This window comes from Pseudomonas simiae, from assembly GCF_900111895.1.
GTDB classification, from domain to species: Bacteria; Pseudomonadota; Gammaproteobacteria; order Pseudomonadales; family Pseudomonadaceae; genus Aquipseudomonas; species Aquipseudomonas simiae.
In genome coordinates this window covers 323404-341849 of sequence record NZ_FOKB01000006.1, presented here as the reverse complement: position 1 = coordinate 341849, position 18446 = coordinate 323404, and the positions used below count along the sequence as shown (strand labels likewise).

Below are 18446 nucleotides of genomic sequence, written 5' to 3'. Positions count from 1 at the left end.
TATCGCCAATGTGGCAAGGAGCCCTCGTGCCCATAGTTGAAATGGAACGTCGCCAGGTGGTGGTGATCGGTGCCGGTCCGTCCGGGGCCATCGCCGCCGCGCTGTTAAAGCGCAAAGGGCATGATGTATTGATCATCGAGCGCCAGCATTTCCCGCGGTTCTCGATCGGCGAAAGCCTGCTGTCCCACTGCATCGACTTCATCGAAGAAGCGGGCATGCTCGAAGCGGTACAGGCCGCAGGGTTTCAGGTGAAAACGGGTGCAGCGTTCGCCTGGGGCGAGCGCTACAGCGCCTTTGATTTCAGTGACACCTTCAGCAACGGCAAGCCCACCACCTTCCAGGTGCAGCGCGGCGAGTTCGACAAGCTGCTGGCCGATCAAGCCGCGCTGCAAGGCGTGGAGATTCGCTACGGCGAGACCCTCGTCGGCGTGGACTTCAAGGGCGAATCCCGTTACCTGCATGTACGCCGTGAGAACGGTAGCGAGTACCACCTCAAGGCCAAGTTCGTGCTCGATGCCAGCGGCTATGGCCGCGTGCTGCCGCGTTTGCTGGACCTGGATCTGCCGTCCGACTTTCCTGTGCGCCAGGCCGTGTTCACCCACGTCGAAGACCGCATCGAACATCCTGGCTTCGACCGTAACAAGATTCTGGTAACCACACATCCGACCCAGCGTGACATCTGGTTCTGGACCATCCCGTTCAGCAACGGCCGCTGCTCGGTGGGCGTGGTCGCGGCCAAGGAACATTTCGACGGCCGCGATGGTGACCTCGATGCCTGCCTGCGCGGCTTTATCGAAGAAACCCCAAGCCTGTCCGGCGTGCTGCAAAACGCCGTGTGGGATACGCCCGCGCGCACCATCGGCGGCTACGCGGCCAACGTCAAAACCCTGCACGGGCCGGGCTTTGCATTGCTGGGCAATGCGGCGGAATTCCTCGACCCGGTGTTTTCCTCCGGGGTAACCATCGCCATGCGCTCGGCGAGCATGGCCGCTGGCGTGCTGCATCGTCAGCTCAAAGGCGAAACCGTGGACTGGGAGAGCGAATTTGCAGCGCCGTTGAAACGTGGCGTGGACACCTTCCGCTGCTACGTCGAGGGTTGGTACGCCGGGACCTTCCAGGATGTGATCTTCCATCCGGACAGTTCGCCGGAGATTCGCCGGATGATCTGTTCGATCCTCGCCGGTTACGCGTGGGATGAGCGCAACCCGTTTGTGAGCGAGCCCAAGCGCCGGTTGCGGATGTTATCGGAGATTTGTGCGAGTGAGCCGGTATGAGCAGTCAGTACCTGAGTAAAAACTACGTCGAAGAGACCAAGTTCGGCTTTTGGTTCCTGCGCAGCCACACCTGGCAGCACCATGTGCTGCGCGTGGCGATCAACGACCTGCGTAGCCTGTTTACCGACTCCTTGCCAGAAGCGCCTGTACTGCTGGACGCCGGTTGTGGCCAGGGCAAATCGTTCCAGTACTTGCAGCAGGTGTTCGCCCCCGCGCGCCTGATCGGCCTGGATGCCGACCCGCACAGCCTGGAACTGAGCCGTGAAGAAGCCAAGCGCCAAGGCTTGGCCATCGAGCTGATCGGCAGCGACTGCGCCACCTTGCAAGTGCCGGACGAAAGCGTCGATATCCTGTTCTGCCACCAGACCTTCCACCACCTGGTGGAACAGCACCGCGCACTCAAGGAGTTCTACCGCGTGCTCAAGCCGGGTGGTTATCTGCTGTTTGCCGAATCCACCGAAGCCTATATCGACACCTGGGTGATCCGCTGGCTGTTCCGCCACCCGATGCATGTGCAGAAAAGCGCCGAAGAGTACCTGGAGATGATCCGCGAGCAGGGTTTTGAATTCGGCCCGCAACACGTCTCGTATCCATACCTGTGGTGGAGCCGTTCCCGCGATTTCGGCCTGCTGGAACGCTGGGGCCTGCGCAAGGCGCCGCCGGTAGGCCAGCGTGAGGAAACGTTGGTCAACTGTGTGGCACGCAAACCTCTGGCGAGCGCTGCCCCATGATGCGCACGTGGTTGATCGCCTGCCTGTTGCTGCTGAGCGCCTGCGCCAGCCAACCGCCGCTGCCCGAGAAAACCCCAACCCTGGCCTTGCCGGTGCAGCTGCATGTGCAGCGCCTGGCCGACGGCCAGAGCCAGGACTGGCTGCTGGTGATCCAGCGCGAAGGCGGCGGCATTCGGTGGTCGATGATGGACCCGCTGGGCATCCCCCAGGCCCGCCAAAAACTGATCGATGGCAAATGGCAGGCCGATGGCTTGCTGCCGCCCAACCCCCAGGCGCGTGAGCTGTTTGCCGCGTTGCTGTTTGCCTTGACCTCGGCGGATGACGTGCGCGCGCTCTACCCCAGCGCCCAGGCCATGGACCTGACACGCACCCTGCCGGGGCATTGGCAGATTGTGTATCAATCGTCCGAGGTCTTCAGCGTGAACATCACCGGTCAGCCCTTGAGCTACCGCATCACGCCGCTCGGAGCCGCCCGATGAGCGCCTACCTCAACGCGCTGGGCGTGATCTGCGCCCTTGGCCGTGGCCAGGATGAAGTCAGCCGTAACCTGTTTGCCGGTGACTGCAGCGGGATGCGCGCCGAAAGCGGCTGGGTGCCGGAGCGCGTATTGCCGGTGGCCGGTGTACACGGCGAGCTGGCAACCATCCCCGCCGAGCTGGGCCAGCAAAGCAGCCGCAATAACCAGTTGCTACTGGAAGCCGCGTTGCAGATCGAGGGCGCGATCCGCCAGGCGATCCACACCTACGGCGCTTCGCGGGTCGGCATTGTGCTCGGCACCAGCACCTCGGGCATCGACGAGGCCAGTCGTGGCATCGCCCACTTCCTGCGGGAACAGCAATTCCCCGGCGACTACGACTACCAGCAACAGGAACTCAGCGCACCGGCGAATTTCCTCGCCGACTGGCTGCAACTGAGCGGCCCGGCTTATGTGATTTCCACCGCCTGCACCTCCAGCGCCCGCGCCTTGATGAGTGCCCAGCGCTTGCTGGACCTGGGCGTGTGCGATGCGGTGATCTGCGGCGGCGTCGACAGCCTGTGCAAGCTGACCCTCAACGGTTTCAGCTCATTGGACGCGGTGTCGAACGAACGCTGCAATCCGTTCTCGGTGAACCGCAACGGCATCAACATCGGCGAAGCGGCCGTGCTGTTTCTGATGAGCAAGGAGCGCGCGCCCATCGCCCTGCTGGGCAGCGGCGCCAGTTGCGATGCACACCATATCTCGGCGCCCGAGCCCACCGGCAAAGGCGCATTGCAGTCGATGCGCAAGGCCTTGGCCAGCGCCCAACTGCAGCCCGAGCAGATTGGTTACCTGAACCTTCACGGCACGGCGACCCAACATAACGACGCCATGGAAAGCCTGGCCGTCGCCAGCCTGTTCCCGGACGGCGTGGCCTGTTCGTCGACCAAACCCATGAGCGGCCACACCCTGGGCGCAGCCGGGGCGCTGGAAGCTGCGTTCTGCTGGTTGAGCCTGGCTCACAACCGCGTCCCTCCCCATGTGTGGGACGGCCAGGCCGACCCGGCACTGCCCGCTTTACAATGGGCGCAAGCTGCAGAACCCCTGGGAAAGCGCTGCCTGATGAGCAATTCGTTTGCCTTCGGCGGTAACAATGTCAGCCTGATAATCGGAGAGGCCCCATGATCGATTGGCCACTCGCCGAACTGCTGCCCCACGCGGGCGACATGATCCTGATCGACCAGGTGCTGTCGTTCGATGAAGAGCAGATCCACACCCGCATGACCGTCAAACCCGGCGGTCTGTTCAACCGCCCGGACGGCAGCCTGCCGGCCTGGGTCGGCATCGAGTTGATGGCGCAAAGCGTCGCCGCCTACGCCGGTTGCCGCGCGCGTCAGAAAGGCGAAGCCGTGGAGCTGGGCTTCCTGCTCGGCACACGTAAATTCGAGTGCAACGTGGATTGCTTCCCGACAGGCGCTGAGCTGGCGATCCAAGGCCTGCGCTCCCTGGAAGACGACAACGGCATGGGTGTGTTCGAATGCCACCTGACCGGTGATGGAATCCAGGCCAGCGCCCGTTTGAATGTATTTCGACCGCCCCAGGCGGCTAACTATTTAGATGAATCGAAGGACGTAACGCCATGACTGAATCCGTACTGGTCACCGGCTCCAGCCGTGGCATCGGCCGCGCTATCGCCCTGCGCCTGGCCCAGGCCGGGCATGACATCGTGCTGCATTGCCGCAGTGGTCGTGCGGAAGCCGATGCAGTGCTGGCCGAGGTTGAAGCCCTGGGCAGCAAGGCGCGGGTGCTGCAGTTCGATGTGGCGGACCGTGCTGTGTGCAAAGCCATCCTGGAAGCCGATGTCGAGCAACATGGCGCCTATTACGGCGTGGTGCTCAACGCCGGACTGACCCGTGACGGCGCCTTCCCGGCCTTGTCGGAAGACGACTGGGACGTGGTGATGCGCACCAACCTCGACGGTTTCTACAACGTGCTGCACCCGGTGATGATGCCGATGATTCGTCGTCGCGCGGCCGGGCGTATCGTCTGCATCACCTCGGTTTCCGGTCTGATCGGCAACCGCGGCCAGGTCAATTACAGCGCCTCCAAAGCCGGCTTGATCGGTGCGGCCAAGGCCCTGGCCATCGAGCTGGGCAAACGCAAGATCACCGTCAACTGCGTCGCCCCCGGCTTGATCGACACCGCCATGCTGGATGAGAACGTGCCGGTGGAAGAACTGATGAAGATGATCCCGGCGCAGCGCATGGGTACGCCGGAAGAAGTGGCCGGCGCGGTGAATTTCCTGATGTCGGCCGAGGCAGGCTACATCACGCGCCAGGTCCTGGCCGTGAATGGAGGCCTGTGCTGATGAAGCGCGTTGTCGTCACCGGCATGGCCGGCATGACCTCCCTGGGCAGCGATTGGGACACCATCGCCGCCAACTTCCGCGCCAACCGCAGCGGCATTCGGCGCATGGACGAGTGGGACCGCTTTACCGAATTGAACACGCGCCTGGCCGGGCCGATCGACGATTTTGTCGTGCCCGCTCACTGGACACGCAAGCAACTGCGCAGCATGGGCCGGGTGTCACGCCTGGCGGTGTGGGCGGCGGAACAGGCGTTGCAGGACGCCGGCTTGCTCGGCGACGAGTCGATCAAGGACGGGCGCATGGGTGTGGCCTGCGGCTCGTCCACCGGCAGCACCGACGAGATCAAGGCGTTCGGCAACATGCTGCTGAACTCGGTGGCCGAGGGGCTGAATGCCAACTCCTATGTGCGCATGATGCCGCACACCACGGCGGCGAATATCAGCATCTTTTTTGGCCTGACCGGGCGGCTGATCCCCACCTCCAGCGCCTGCACCAGCGGCAGCCAGGGCATCGGCTATGCCTATGAAGCGATCAAGTTCGGCCGCTTGCCATTGATGCTCGCCGGCGGCGCGGAAGAGCTGTGCCCCACCGAAGCCATGGTGTTCGACGCGCTCTACGCCACCAGCCTGAAAAATGATGCGCCGCAGACCAGCCCGCGCCCCTACGACAGCGGCCGCGACGGGCTGGTGATCGGCGAAGGCGGCGGCATGCTGGTGCTCGAAGAACTGGAACATGCGTTGGCCCGTGGTGCGCATATCCACGCCGAACTGGTGGGCTTCGGCAGCAACGCCGATGGCCAGCACACTACCCGCCCGGAACAGAAAACCATGCGTCGTGCGATGGAACTGGCCCTGGAAGATGCCGGGCTTGAGCCTTCCGCGATCGGCTACGTAAACGGTCACGGCACAGCGACCGACCAGGGCGATATCGCCGAGACGTTGGCCACCAGCAGTCTGTTCGGCAGTCGCATGCCCATCAGCTCGCAGAAGAGTTTCCTCGGCCACACCTTGGGTGCATGCGGCGCGCTGGAGTCATGGTTCAGCATCGAGATGATGAACCGCGACCAGTACGTGCACACCTTCAACCTGGAGTCGGTAGACCCGCAATGCGGAGAGCTGGATTACCTGCAAGGTGAGTTCCGCGAGATGCACCACGACTACGTGATGAACAACAACTTTGCCTTTGGCGGCGTCAATACGTCGCTGATCTTCCGCCGCTGGTCCTGACTTTTTAATCGATTGGAGAATACGGAATGTCTTCCTTGCTGCGCGTCACCCTGATCACCCTGACCCTGCTGGTCACCGCCGGCTGCACCAGCAAGCCGATCCTCAACACCCAGCACGACCTGCCGGCCAACGCCCAGGTCAGCGAAGAAAAAATGAAAGCGGTGATCGTCAACGCCCTGCAAAAACGTGAATGGACGGTTCAACGCCTGAGCCCACAACTGGTGCAGGCCGAGATCACGGTGCGCAACCAGTATTACGCGGCCATCGACATTCGCTACACCCGCAACAGCTACGCGATCACCTACCGTGACAGCCGCGACCTCGGCTACAAGGACGGCAAGATCCATCGCAACTACAACCGTTGGGTGAACAACCTGGACAGCGACATCATGGCGGGGTTGCGCAGCAATGGCGTGAGTGGTGAGGCAGGGTCGGCGGCGCAGTTGTTTGAGCAGACGGGCAGTACCAAGCAGAACTGAGGTTGTCGCGCCCTCAGAAACGACAAAGGGCGCCTTTCGGGAACTCGGGCATATGCCTGACGCAACCACAGTTGGAAAACTGCGACGATCAAAGGTGGGAGCTGTCGAGCTTTAGCGAGGCTGCGATGCAGGCGCTGCGGTCTTGCAGATACGGCGCTTTCGCAGCCTCGCTAAAGCTCGACAGCTCCCACCTCGATCTGCTTCGCGTTGAAGTACGCGTGCTTACTGAGCGGATTTACGCGTTAACAACTCCACAAACGCCGCAGCCATCGGCGTCTGCGCGCCTTTTCGCTGCACCAGCCATACCGACGTCACCGCCTCCGGGTCCAGCAAGGTGCGATACACCACTCCGTCAATCCGTATGCGCTGGTAAGACGCGGGCAGCACCGACACGCCCAACCCCGCCGCGACCAGACCGATGATGGTCATCGCCTCCCCCGCTTCCTGGGCAAAATGCGGGCTGAAACCGGCGTCTCGGCACAGGCTGAGCAACTGCGCGTAGAGTCCACTGCCGTAGCTGCGCGGGAAAAACACGAATGGTTCTTCCGCCAACTGCGCTAGGTGCAGGCCACGCTCACTGCCTGCTACCAACGGGTGGCCAGCGTTCATGACGGCCACCAGCGGTTCGCGCATCAACTCGACCACACTCAGTGAGTCCGGCAACGGCAGGGGGCGCATCAAGCCCACCTGAATCGACTCGTCCACCAGCGACTCGGCCACCTCGGTGCTGCTCATCTCTTGCAGATTGAGATGCACCGCCGGGAACGCCTGGCGAAATGCAAAGATCGCCTGGGGAATGCTGGAGTTAAACGGTGCCGATGACGTGAAGCCGATCTTCAATTCACCCAGCTCACCCAGCTGCGCCCGGCGCGCTACATCCGCCGCCTTGTCCACCTGCGCCAGCACCAACCGCGCCTCGTGCAGGAACAAACGCCCCGCCTCGCTCAGCTCGACCCGACGATTGGTACGCTCGAACAACCGCGCGCCCACCTCCTGCTCCAGCGCCTGTATCTGCTGGCTCAGCGGCGGCTGCGAGATGCCTAGCACCTGCGCAGCCCGGCCAAAGTGCAGTTCTTCGGCGACGGCAATGAAGTACCGCAAGTGACGCAATTCCATGCAAACCTCATTAGGTCGTAAAAGCTATCAAACAGGTCGAACAATATATTGGAAAGAATCATTAGCCAGCTATATTCTTTTTGCATGGCCGGTCCTGGCACGCTCTTCCTCCCCGAGGTCCCCGTGAATTCTGCTGTCGCTCCACTTGCTCAAGAAGTCCCGCCCACTGCCCTCGATGAGGTAGTGGCCCAGCTCAATGACGCGTACATCGAAAAAGGCACGCCGATGTTCATGCGCACGGTGCTGGCGCTGTTCTCCGGGGGGTTCGCCACCTTTGCCCTGCTGTATTGCGTGCAGCCGATGATGCCGGCGCTGTCCCACGAGTTTTCCATCAATGCCGCGCAGAGTAGTCTGATCCTGTCCGTGTCCACCGCGATGCTCGCGCTGGGCCTGCTGATTACCGGGCCGATTTCCGACACCCTGGGACGTAAACCGGTGATGGTCGCCGCGTTGTTCTGCGCGGCGTTCGCGACGATTGCCAGTGGTTTGATGCCGTCCTGGGAAGGGATTCTATTCATGCGCGCACTGGTGGGCCTGTCGCTGAGCGGCCTGGCCGCCGTGGCCATGACCTACCTGAGCGAAGAGATCCACCCGCAGCACATCGGCCTGGCCATGGGCCTGTACATTGGTGGCAACGCGATTGGCGGCATGAGCGGGCGCCTGATCATCGGCGTGTTGATCGACTTCGTCAGCTGGCACACCGCAATGTTGATCATCGGCGCCCTGGCGCTGATCGCCGCCACGGTGTTCTGGAAAATCCTCCCCGAATCGCGCAACTTCCGCGCCAGCAGTCTCAAGCCGCGTAGCCTGGTGGACAGCTTTGTCATGCACTTCAAGGATGCGGGCCTGCCGTGGCTGTTCCTCGAAGCCTTCCTGCTGATGGGCGCGTTCGTGACGATGTTCAATTACATCGGCTATCGCCTGCTGGCCGATCCCTACGACCTGAGCCAAGCCGTGGTCGGCCTGCTGTCGCTGGTGTACCTCTCGGGTATCTACAGTTCGGCGAAAATCGGCTCCCTGGCCGACCGCCTCGGTCGCCGCCGCGTGCTGTGGGCCACCATTGTGCTGATGCTCGCCGGCATGCTCCTGACCCTGTTCAGCCCACTGTGGCTGGTGGTGCCGGGCATGCTGATCTTTACCTTCGGCTTCTTCGGCGCCCACTCGGTGGCCAGCAGCTGGATCGGCCGCCGCGCGGTCAAGGCGAAGGGGCAGGCATCGTCGCTGTACCTGTTCTGCTACTACGTGGGGTCGAGTATTGCCGGAACAGCGGGCGGGTTCTTCTGGCACTTTGCCGGGTGGAACGGCATCGGCGCGTTTATCGTGGCGCTGTTGATGGGTGCGTTGCTGGTGGCGTTGAAGTTGGCGAAGTTGCCGCCGTTGGGGATTGTGAAGGCCTGATACGGTGCTGCTTTAAATGTGGGAGCGGGCTTGCTCGCGAATGCAGTGTATCAGGCATGACTGTATCAACTGACACTCCGCATTCGCGAGCAAGCCCGCTCCCACATTGTTTTGCGTGTTATTCGTGGTATTGCGCGGACAGTTCATGCACCGCGCGCAGGAACGCGCCGGCATGCTCCGGATTCACTTCCGGCGTAATGCCATGGCCCAGGTTGAATACATGCCCGGTACCCTTGCCGTAGCTGGCGAGGATGCGGCCAACTTCGGTGCGGATCGCTTCCGGCTTGGCATACAGCACGGTCGGGTCCATGTTGCCTTGCAGCGCGACCTGGCCGCCAACGCGACGGCGGGCTTCGCCAATGTCGCAGGTCCAGTCCAAGCCAAGGGCGTCAGCACCGGCGTCGGCAATGCTTTCCAGCCACAGGCCACCGCCTTTGGTGAACAGGATGACCGGCACTTTACGGCCTTCGTGTTCACGGATCAGGCCGCTGACGATCTTGCGCATGTAGGCTAGGGAGAACTCCTGGTAGGCCGCCGCCGACAGGTTGCCACCCCAGGTGTCGAAGATCTGCACCGCTTGCGCGCCGGCCATGATCTGTCCGTTGAGGTAGGAAGTGACCGACTGCGCCAGCTTGTCCAGCAGCAGGTGCATGGCTTGCGGGTTGTCGTAGAGCATGGCCTTGGTCTTGCGGAAGTCTTTCGACGAGCCGCCTTCGACCATGTAGGTGGCCAGGGTCCAAGGGCTGCCGGAGAAGCCGATCAGCGGCACGCGGCCGTTAAGCTCGCGGCGGATAGTGCTCACGGCGTCCATCACGTAACCGAGGTCTTTGTGCGGATCAGGGATCGGCAGCGCTTCGATATCGGCCAGGGTGCTGACGACTTTCTTGAAACGCGGACCTTCGCCGGTTTCAAAGTACAGGCCTTGGCCCATGGCGTCAGGGATGGTGAGGATGTCGGAAAAGAGGATGGCCGCGTCCAGTTGTGGGTAGCGGTCCAGCGGCTGCATCGTGACTTCGCAGGCGAACTCCGGGTTCATGCACAGGCTCATGAAGTCGCCGGCATGGGCGCGACTGGCGCGGTACTCCGGCAGGTAGCGACCGGCTTGGCGCATCATCCACACAGGGGTGACGTCCACAGGTTGCTTGAGCAGGGCACGAAGGAAACGGTCGTTCTTGAGGGCAGTCATGTCGGCATCCGCAAAAAAAGTACGGGCATTTTCTCAGAGCCGGACGCAAAAGGCACGGAGTGAGCCGTGCCTTTTGTCTATCGGGTCAATTTGTCGCAATGACTGGCGACGCAAACCCCACTGTGGAACGGGGTTTGTGTGGGAGCTGGCTTGCCTGCGATGGCGGTGGTGAATTCACGATTGCTATCGCAGGCAAGCCAGCTCCCACATTCGATCCCATTTCAACCCATGACTTTATTGAATACACACAAACCAATGTGGGAGCGGGCTTGCTCGCGAACGCGGTGGGTCAGTCGATACATCTGGTGACTGATAAACCGCATTCGCGAACAAGTCGAACCGCCGCTCCCACATTTGATCCCATTTCAACCTGGAATCAGGGTCAGACTTGCAGGTAGTCCAGGATCCCTTCGGCGGCATTGCGGCCTTCGAAGATCGCCGTCACTACCAGGTCAGACCCGCGCACCATGTCGCCACCGGCGAAGATTTTCGGGTTGCTGGTCTGGTGCTTGTACTGGCCTTGTTCCGGGGCGACGACGCGGCCCTGGCTGTCGGTCTGGATCTGGAACTGCTCGAACCACGGCGCCGGGCTTGGGCGGAAACCGAAAGCGATGACCACGGCGTCGGCCGGGATGATCTCTTCGGAACCCGGGATCGGCTCGGGGCTGCGACGGCCACGGGCGTCCGGTTCGCCGAGACGGGTCTCGACCACCTTCACGCCTTCGACGCGGTCTTCACCGACAATCGCAATCGGCTGGCGGTTGTAAAGGAATTTCACGCCTTCTTCCTTGGCGTTCTTCACCTCTTTGCGCGAGCCCGGCATGTTCGCTTCGTCACGACGATACGCACAGGTCACCGACTTGGCGCCCTGGCGAATCGACGTCCGGTTGCAGTCCATCGCGGTGTCGCCACCGCCCAGCACCACAACCTTCTTGCCCTTCATGTCGACGAAGTCTTCCGGCGACTTTTCGAAGCCCAGGTTGCGATTCACGTTGGCGATCAGGAAGTCGAGCGCGTCATACACGCCTGGCAGGTCCTCACCGGCAAAGCCGCCCTTCATGTAGGTGTAGGTGCCCATGCCCATGAACACGGCATCGTATTCTTCGAGCAGTTGCTCCATGGTCACGTCTTTGCCGATCTCGGTGTTCAGGCGGAACTCGATGCCCATGCCGGTGAACACTTCTCGACGGTTGCTCAGTACGGTTTTTTCCAGCTTGAACTCGGGGATGCCGAAGGTCAGCAGGCCGCCGATTTCCGGGTTCTTGTCGAACACCACCGGGGTCACGCCACCCCGCACCAGCACGTCGGCACAGCCCAGGCCCGCCGGGCCCGCGCCAATGATCGCGACACGCTTGCCGGTCGGCTTGACCTTGGACATGTCCGGACGCCAGCCCATGGCGAACGCGGTATCGGTGATGTACTTCTCCACCGAACCGATGGTCACCGCGCCGAAGCCGTCGTTGAGGGTGCACGCACCCTCGCACAGACGGTCCTGCGGGCACACCCGGCCGCACACTTCCGGCAGGGTGTTGGTCTGGTGCGACAGCTCGGCGGCGGCGAGGATGTTGCCCTCGGCCACCAGCTTGAGCCAGTTGGGAATGAAGTTGTGCACCGGGCACTTCCATTCGCAATACGGGTTACCGCAACCCAGGCAGCGGTGGGCCTGGTCGGCCGAGTGCTGGGGTTTGAAGGGTTCGTAGATCTCCACGAACTCTTTCTTGCGTTGACGCAACAGTTTCTTCTTCGGATCTTTGCGCCCGACATCGATGAACTGGAAGTCGTTATTCAGACGTTCAGCCATGTTAAAACCTCATCAAACTCTTCAGGCGCATATCACTGCGGGTTGGCACGGATGCTGGAAAGCAACGATTTCAGGTTGGCAGCCTTGGGCTTGACCAGCCAGAAGCGACGCAGGTAATCATCGAGGTTCTCGGCGAGGTTACGACCCCATTCGCTGCCGGTCTCCTCGACGTACTCGTCCAGCACGTGCTGCAAGTGGTTCCGGTAGGATTCCATGGCTTCGCCGCTGATCCGCTGGATCTCGACCAACTCGTGGTTGACCTTGTCGACGAAGGTGTTGTCCTGGTCGAGCACGTAGGCGAAACCGCCGGTCATGCCCGAACCGAAGTTGTAACCGGTCTTGCCCAGTACCGCGACGAAGCCCCCGGTCATGTACTCGCAGCAGTGATCGCCCGTGCCTTCCACCACGGTGTGGGCACCGGAGTTACGCACGGCGAAACGTTCACCAGCAGTGCCGGCGGCGAACAGCTTGCCACCGGTGGCGCCGTACAAGCAGGTGTTGCCGATGATGGCACTGTCCTGGGTCTTGTAGACGCTGCCTTGAGGCGGAACGATCACCAGCTTGCCACCGGTCATGCCTTTGCCCACGTAGTCGTTGGCGTCGCCTTCCAGGTACATGTGCAGGCCGCCGGCGTTCCACACGCCGAAGCTCTGGCCCGCCGTGCCCTTGAAGCGGAAGGTGATCGGCGCTTTCGCCATACCCTGGTTGCCATGCTTGCGTGCGATTTCGCCGGAGATGCGTGCGCCGATGGAGCGGTCGCAGTTGCAGATATCCAGGGCGAATTCGCCACCGCTGGCGTCGTTGATCGAGGAAGAAGCCATCTCGACCATCTTCTCGGCCAACAGGCCTTTGTCGAACGGTGGGTTGCGGTCCACCTGGCAGAATTGTGGCTTGTCTGCCGGGATGTGGTCGCTGCCCAACAGCGGCGTCAGGTCCAGGTGATTCTGCTTGGCGGTCTGGCCTTCAAGGATGTCCAGCAGGTCGGTACGCCCGATCAGTTCTTCGAGGGAACGCACACCCAGCTTGGCCAGCCACTCACGGGTCTCTTCGGCGACGTAGGTGAAGAAATTCACCACCATGTCGACGGTGCCGATGTAGTGATCCTTGCGCAGCTTCTCGTTCTGAGTCGCAACGCCAGTGGCGCAGTTGTTCAGGTGGCAGATGCGCAGGTATTTGCAGCCCAGGGCGATCATCGGCGCAGTACCGAAGCCGAAGCTTTCGGCACCGAGGATCGCTGCCTTGATCACGTCGAGGCCGGTTTTCAGGCCACCGTCGGTCTGCACACGCACCTTGCCGCGCAGGTCGTTGCCGCGCAGGGTCTGGTGGGTCTCAGCCAGGCCGAGTTCCCACGGAGCGCCCGCGTACTTGATGGAGGTCAGCGGCGAAGCGCCGGTGCCGCCGTCGTAACCGGAGATGGTGATCAGGTCGGCATAGGCTTTGGCCACACCGGCGGCGATGGTGCCCACGCCGGCTTCTGCCACCAGTTTCACCGAGACCAAGGCCTGCGGGTTGACTTGTTTCAGGTCGAAAATCAGCTGCGACAAGTCTTCAATCGAGTAGATGTCGTGGTGCGGCGGAGGCGAGATCAGCGTCACGCCCGGTACCGCATAACGCAGCTTGGCGATCAGGCCGTTGACCTTGCCGCCTGGCAGCTGGCCGCCTTCACCGGGCTTGGCGCCCTGGGCCACCTTGATCTGCAGCACTTCAGCGTTGACCAGGTATTCCGGGGTTACGCCGAAACGGCCGGTCGCGACCTGCTTGATTTTCGAGCTCTTGATAGTGCCGTAGCGCGCCGGGTCTTCACCACCTTCGCCGGAGTTGGAACGCGCACCCAGGCGGTTCATGGCTTCGGCCAAGGCTTCGTGGGCCTCAGGCGACAAGGCGCCCAAGGAGATACCGGCGGAGTCGAAGCGCTTGAGGATCGATTCCAGCGGCTCGATTTCGCTGATGGCCAGCGGCGTGTCCAGGGTTTTTACCTTGAACAGGTCGCGGATCATCGACACCGGACGGTTGTCCACCAACGCGGTGTATTCCTTGAACTTGGCGTAGTCGCCCTGCTGCACGGCGGCTTGCAGGGTGCTGACCACGTCCGGGTTGTACGCGTGGTATTCACCACCGTGCACGAACTTGAGCAGACCGCCTTGCTGGATCGGCTTGCGCGCGCTCCAGGCTTCGGCCGCGAGGGCTTTCTGTTCGGCTTCGATGTCGACGAAACGCGCGCCTTTGATACGGCTTGGCACGCCACGGAAGCTCAGGTCGCAGACTTCTTCGGACAGGCCGATCGCTTCGAACAATTGAGCACCGCGGTAAGACGTGACGGTGGAAATGCCCATCTTCGACAGGATCTTCAGCAGGCCCTTGGTGATGCCTTTACGGTAGTTCTTGAACACCTCATAGAGGTCGCCCAGCACTTCACCGGTGCGGATCAGGTCACCCAGCACTTCGTACGCGAGGAACGGGTACACCGCCGAAGCGCCGAAGCCGATCAGCACCGCAAAATGATGCGGGTCGCGGGCAGTGGCGGTTTCCACGAGGATGTTGGAGTCGCAGCGCAGGCCTTTTTCGGTCAGGCGGTGGTGCACTGCGCCGGTGGCCAGGGACGCGTGGATCGGCAGTTTGCCCGGCGCGATGTGACGGTCAGTCAGCACGATCTGGGTACGACCGGCGCGCACGGCCTCTTCGGCCTGGTCGGCGACGTTGCGCACAGCGGCTTCAAGGCCGAGGCTCTCGTCGTAGTTCAGGTCGATGATCTGGCGGTCGAACCCTGGACGCTCCAGGGTCATCAGCGAGCGCCACTTGGCCGGCGAGACCACTGGCGAGCTGAGGATCACGCGGGAGGCGTGCTCAGGCGATTCCTGGAAGATGTTGCGCTCGGCACCGAGGCACACTTCCAGCGACATCACGATGGCTTCACGCAGCGGGTCGATCGGTGGGTTGGTCACCTGGGCGAACTGCTGACGGAAATAGTCGTACGGCGTGCGCACGCGCTGGGACAGCACAGCCATCGGCGTGTCGTCGCCCATGGAGCCGACCGCCTCGTAGCCTTGCTCGCCAAGCGGGCGCAGCACCTGGTCACGCTCTTCGAACGTGACTTGGTACATCTTCATGTACTGCTTGAGCTGATCGACGTCGTAGAACGCCGAACCGTGGTCATTGTCTTCCATGGTCGCCTGGATGCGCAGGGCGTTCTTGCGCAGCCATTGCTTGTACGGGTGACGGGACTTCAGGCGATTGTCGATAGCGTCGGTGTCGAGGATCTGACCGGTTTCGGTGTCCACGGCAAGGATCTGGCCAGGACCGACACGGCCTTTGGCGATGACGTCTTCCGGCTTGTAGTTCCACACGCCGATTTCCGACGCGAGGGTGATGAAGCCGTTGGTCGTGGTGACCCAACGCGCCGGGCGCAGACCGTTACGGTCGAGCAGGCACACCGCGTAGCGACCGTCGGTCATGACCACGCCGGCCGGGCCGTCCCACGGCTCCATGTGCATCGAGTTGTACTCGTAGAATGCACGCAGGTCCGGGTCCATGGTCTCGACGTTCTGCCACGCCGGCGGAATGATCATGCGCACGCCACGGAACAGGTCGATGCCACCGGTGACCATCAGTTCGAGCATGTTGTCCATGCTGGACGAGTCAGAACCCACACGGTTGACCAATGGGCCGAGCTCTTCCAGGTCCATCAGGTCGTTGGCGAACTTGGTGCGACGGGCCACGGCCCAGTTGCGGTTGCCGGTGATGGTGTTGATCTCGCCATTGTGGGCGAGGAAGCGGAATGGCTGGGCCAGCGGCCATTTCGGCAGGGTGTTGGTGGAGAAGCGCTGGTGGAACACGCAGATTGCGGTTTGCAGGCGCTCATCGCTCAGGTCTGGATAGAAGGCGGTGAGGTCCGCCGGCATCATCAGGCCTTTATAAATGATGGTCTTGTGGGAAAAGCTGCAGATGTAGTGGTCGGTGTCGGCCGCGTTGGCCACGGACGAGCGACGACGCGAGGTAAACAGCTTGATCGCCATGTCCTGGTCGCTCAGGCCTTCGCCCGCGATGAACACTTGTTCGATCTGCGGCAGGCGCTCATTGGCCAGGCGGCCGAGCACGCTGGTATCGATCGGCACTTTGCGCCAGCCGACGAGCTGCAGGCCGGCGGCCAGGATCTCGCGGTTCAAGTTCTCGCGAGCGGCTTCGGCTTTGACCGGGTCCTGGTTGAAAAACACCATGCCCACGGCGTACTGCTTGGGCAGGTCGACCGCAAATTGCTCTTTTGCGACAGCACGCAGGAACTGGTCGGGCTTTTGAATCAGCAAGCCGCAACCGTCACCGGTCTTGCCGTCGGCGTTGATCCCACCGCGGTGGGTCATGCAGGTCAGGGCCTCGATGGCCGTTTGCAAAAGGGTATGACTGGGTTCGCCCTGCATATGGGCTATCAGGCCGAAACCACAGTTATCCTTGAATTCATCGGGTTGGTACAGACCTGCTTTCATAGACACTTTCTCACCAGGCTGCCTCTTATATCGAGGCAAATTTCTTTTCAATTCAACCGGTTACCTTCCACGCCGAACGTACGCCGGCTTAGCGGGGGCAAAAGGGAGGTCATTGTACACACCGACACAGACGCTCACAAATTTAGCGACGAAATGTCGCAAATCTATGTCGCATTTATGAAAGGTTTAAAGCGATATGCTGTGCTAGTCAAAACTTTTTTAATTCTGACCGCTACGACTCAAAAGCTACTGTGACGCAGACACCACAAAGCGCGCGGTCTCTAGAGACTGCACGCACTTGCGGTTATTTTTTGAGGTGCCGGGAGGGCGGCCTGGGTAAGGCCGCCGGATCTTCAGCGAGTTGTTGCGAGTTCTTGTTGAACGCTGGCAACAGTGCGAGGCCAAGGTTTACCAGCCTGAACCTTCGCTGGCAAGGCTTTGATCGCAGAATCGGCTGCTGCACGGCTGGAGAAGTTGCCGTAGGTGATCACGTAGAGAGGCTTGCCGTTGAGCACTTTCTTGAAATAACGGTACTCGCCGCCCTGCTCTTTCACGAACGCCTGGGCGTTGGCCTCGGAGCTGGTACCCAGGATCTGCACCACGAAGTTGCCGGAAGGCTGACTGGCGTACCAGCTGCTGCCAGCGGCACCCGCTTTGGCAACAGTGGCGGCCGGTTTTTCAGCCGGCTTGGCCGCTGGAGCCGGGGTAGGCTTGACGGTTGGCGCAGGCGCAACCGGCTTGGTCACAGGCGCAGGCTTGGCGGTGGCGACGGTCGGCGCAGGGGTAGGCGCGGGGGTCGGCTTGGCGGCCGGCTGACCCGCTGGCACGCCCGCAGGCGGTGCAGTGGTGGTCACGGTTGGCGGTGTCGCGCTGGAGCCTTCCACCGGCACGCCGTCGTCGCCTTCGGAGATGCCACCGGCTTCTTCTGCAAGGGGGCCACGCATCACAGGCTGGCCGACCATCGGCAGGTTGGTCGGTTGACCGGAGTTGGCGAATTCAACATTTGGTGTGGGCTTGCCCAGTGGCAACTGCGCCTGTTCGGTTGGCGCGCCGGCGGTGGTCGGTGCCTTGCTGCGACCTGGGATCAACCAGGCGGCGGCGACAGCGACCACAACAACGGCGGAAATAGCCAATACGTGTTTCTTAGGCATTGTGAACCCCATCTTTGGACGCTTGACCGCAGTGCGGCTGGCAATCATGGCTTCGATCATGGCATCGCGGGCAACCTGGTTGATGGTGCCAGGCCAGCCGTCGGAGCTTTCGTGAATATCAGAGATCTGCTGAGCGGAGAAAAGTTCGATACCCGCCCCTGCGCCTTCCAGGCGTTGAGCCAGGTATTCGCGGGTTTCTTCCTCTTCGTACGGCTGCAATTCGATGACGTGGAACAGCTCCTGATCACCGCTGATCTGCTCAAGATCGGCGATCAGCGACGACTCGCCAAACAGGAATACGTGCGGGCGACCTTCCGGCGTACCCGCCGCCAGCGCCAGCAGCGCTTCCAGGGCGGATTCGTCGAGCTGCTCGGCGTCATCCACCAGCAGGTAGACTTCCTGGCCCGTCAGGCCCAGTTGTACCACCTGCTTGAGGATCGCGTTTGGCTCGGCAGTGGCCACGTCCAGGGACTGGGCAACCTGACGCAGCACGCCCGCCGCATCCCCGGCACCACGGGCCGATACCACCACGCTCTGTACCGACTGCTTGTTGGTACTGGCCACCAGGGCCTGGCGCAGCAGGGTCTTGCCGCTGCCCAACGGGCCGGTCACGACCAGCAGCAGTTGGCTGTATCGCGCGAGGTGGTGCAGTTGGCCGAGCACTGGCTTGCGCTGGGCCGGGAAAAATTTGAAGCCAGGCACCCGTGGAGCAAAAGGGTCGTGGCTTAACTGGTAATGGCCGAGGAACGCCTCGTCGGCATGCAAACTAGTCATCGGGATC

Annotated in this window: 14 protein-coding genes; 9 read left to right on the top strand and 5 right to left on the bottom strand. The window is 62.0% G+C overall.

Translation table 11 applies throughout. From position 1 onward, the window contains the following. The first annotated feature begins 26 nt into the window (after positions 1-26). The 8 genes from BMZ57_RS20355 to BMZ57_RS20320 are packed head-to-tail and all read left to right on the top strand — an operon-like array spanning position 27 to position 6535. Complete coding sequence (locus tag BMZ57_RS20355) at positions 27-1274, top strand: NAD(P)/FAD-dependent oxidoreductase (protein WP_254668486.1); 1248 nt, start codon at positions 27-29, stop codon at positions 1272-1274. Then, positions 1271-2005: a class I SAM-dependent methyltransferase gene (locus tag BMZ57_RS20350; protein ID WP_010213731.1), complete on the top strand. Its 735-nt coding sequence runs from the start codon at positions 1271-1273 to the stop codon at positions 2003-2005. The genes BMZ57_RS20355 and BMZ57_RS20350 overlap by 4 nt, the downstream gene beginning before the upstream one ends. Beyond that, positions 2002-2484, top strand: coding sequence for a hypothetical protein (locus BMZ57_RS20345; RefSeq protein ID WP_021493276.1), 483 nt, complete (start codon positions 2002-2004; stop codon positions 2482-2484). The genes BMZ57_RS20350 and BMZ57_RS20345 overlap by 4 nt, the downstream gene beginning before the upstream one ends. Continuing rightward, on the top strand, positions 2481-3647 hold the full coding sequence (locus tag BMZ57_RS20340; protein WP_042571358.1) for a beta-ketoacyl-[acyl-carrier-protein] synthase family protein: 1167 nt from the start codon (positions 2481-2483) through the stop codon (positions 3645-3647). The genes BMZ57_RS20345 and BMZ57_RS20340 overlap by 4 nt, the downstream gene beginning before the upstream one ends. Next, positions 3644-4105, top strand: coding sequence for a hotdog family protein (locus tag BMZ57_RS20335; RefSeq protein WP_069672820.1), 462 nt, complete (start codon positions 3644-3646; stop codon positions 4103-4105). Before BMZ57_RS20340 ends, BMZ57_RS20335 begins: the two co-directional genes overlap by 4 nt. Further along, positions 4102-4830: a 3-ketoacyl-ACP reductase FabG2 gene (locus BMZ57_RS20330; RefSeq protein ID WP_044286521.1), complete on the top strand. Its 729-nt coding sequence runs from the start codon at positions 4102-4104 to the stop codon at positions 4828-4830. The genes BMZ57_RS20335 and BMZ57_RS20330 overlap by 4 nt, the downstream gene beginning before the upstream one ends. Further along, complete coding sequence (locus BMZ57_RS20325; protein ID WP_010213741.1) at positions 4830-6056, top strand: beta-ketoacyl-ACP synthase; 1227 nt, start codon at positions 4830-4832, stop codon at positions 6054-6056. The genes BMZ57_RS20330 and BMZ57_RS20325 overlap by 1 nt, the downstream gene beginning before the upstream one ends. 26 nt (positions 6057-6082) lie before the next feature. Further along, the gene (locus tag BMZ57_RS20320; RefSeq protein ID WP_021493278.1) at positions 6083-6535 is read left to right on the top strand and encodes a hypothetical protein; all 453 of its coding nucleotides are present in this window, start codon (positions 6083-6085) and stop codon (positions 6533-6535) included. A 222-nt stretch (positions 6536-6757) separates the two neighbouring features. Here the strand turns inward: BMZ57_RS20320 and BMZ57_RS20315 are convergent, their stop codons facing one another. Then, a complete protein-coding gene (locus tag BMZ57_RS20315) occupies positions 6758-7651 on the bottom strand; it encodes a LysR family transcriptional regulator (protein ID WP_010213746.1) in 894 nt (297 codons plus the stop codon). A gap of 183 nt (positions 7652-7834) precedes the next feature. Here BMZ57_RS20315 and BMZ57_RS20310 point away from each other — a divergent pair, with 183 nt between their 5' ends. Continuing rightward, a complete protein-coding gene (locus tag BMZ57_RS20310) occupies positions 7835-9049 on the top strand; it encodes an MFS transporter (protein ID WP_010213747.1) in 1215 nt (404 codons plus the stop codon). 118 nt (positions 9050-9167) lie between these two features. Here BMZ57_RS20310 and hemE read toward each other — a convergent pair whose 3' ends face one another. The 4 genes from hemE to BMZ57_RS20285 form a co-directional block, all read right to left on the bottom strand. Further along, complete coding sequence (gene hemE / locus BMZ57_RS20305; protein WP_010213749.1) at positions 9168-10235, bottom strand: uroporphyrinogen decarboxylase; 1068 nt, start codon at positions 10233-10235, stop codon at positions 9168-9170. A 382-nt stretch (positions 10236-10617) separates the two neighbouring features. Continuing rightward, positions 10618-12036, bottom strand: a complete 1419-nt coding sequence (locus BMZ57_RS20300; protein WP_010213750.1) for an FAD-dependent oxidoreductase — start codon at positions 12034-12036, stop codon at positions 10618-10620. Between the two features lie 32 nt (positions 12037-12068). After that, positions 12069-16514 (bottom strand): glutamate synthase large subunit, encoded by a 4446-nt coding sequence (gltB, locus tag BMZ57_RS20295; protein WP_069672821.1) that lies wholly within the window; start codon positions 16512-16514, stop codon positions 12069-12071. 353 nt (positions 16515-16867) lie between these two features. Next, complete coding sequence (locus tag BMZ57_RS20285; RefSeq protein WP_010213754.1) at positions 16868-18439, bottom strand: SPOR domain-containing protein; 1572 nt, start codon at positions 18437-18439, stop codon at positions 16868-16870. Positions 18440-18446 lie beyond the last annotated feature (7 nt).

Coding starts and splice junctions, on each gene's coding strand:
- BMZ57_RS20340 (WP_042571358.1), top strand. CDS start 2,481: ATGAGCGCCTACCTCAACGCGCTGGGCGTGATCTGCGCCCTTGGCCGT.
- gltB (WP_069672821.1), bottom strand. CDS start 16,514: ATGAAAGCAGGTCTGTACCAACCCGATGAATTCAAGGATAACTGTGGT.
- BMZ57_RS20335 (WP_069672820.1), top strand. CDS start 3,644: ATGATCGATTGGCCACTCGCCGAACTGCTGCCCCACGCGGGCGACATG.
- BMZ57_RS20330 (WP_044286521.1), top strand. CDS start 4,102: ATGACTGAATCCGTACTGGTCACCGGCTCCAGCCGTGGCATCGGCCGC.
- BMZ57_RS20320 (WP_021493278.1), top strand. CDS start 6,083: ATGTCTTCCTTGCTGCGCGTCACCCTGATCACCCTGACCCTGCTGGTC.
- BMZ57_RS20300 (WP_010213750.1), bottom strand. CDS start 12,036: ATGGCTGAACGTCTGAATAACGACTTCCAGTTCATCGATGTCGGGCGC.
- BMZ57_RS20345 (WP_021493276.1), top strand. CDS start 2,002: ATGATGCGCACGTGGTTGATCGCCTGCCTGTTGCTGCTGAGCGCCTGC.
- BMZ57_RS20350 (WP_010213731.1), top strand. CDS start 1,271: ATGAGCAGTCAGTACCTGAGTAAAAACTACGTCGAAGAGACCAAGTTC.
- BMZ57_RS20325 (WP_010213741.1), top strand. CDS start 4,830: ATGAAGCGCGTTGTCGTCACCGGCATGGCCGGCATGACCTCCCTGGGC.
- BMZ57_RS20315 (WP_010213746.1), bottom strand. CDS start 7,651: ATGGAATTGCGTCACTTGCGGTACTTCATTGCCGTCGCCGAAGAACTG.
- hemE (WP_010213749.1), bottom strand. CDS start 10,235: ATGACTGCCCTCAAGAACGACCGTTTCCTTCGTGCCCTGCTCAAGCAA.
- BMZ57_RS20285 (WP_010213754.1), bottom strand. CDS start 18,439: ATGACTAGTTTGCATGCCGACGAGGCGTTCCTCGGCCATTACCAGTTA.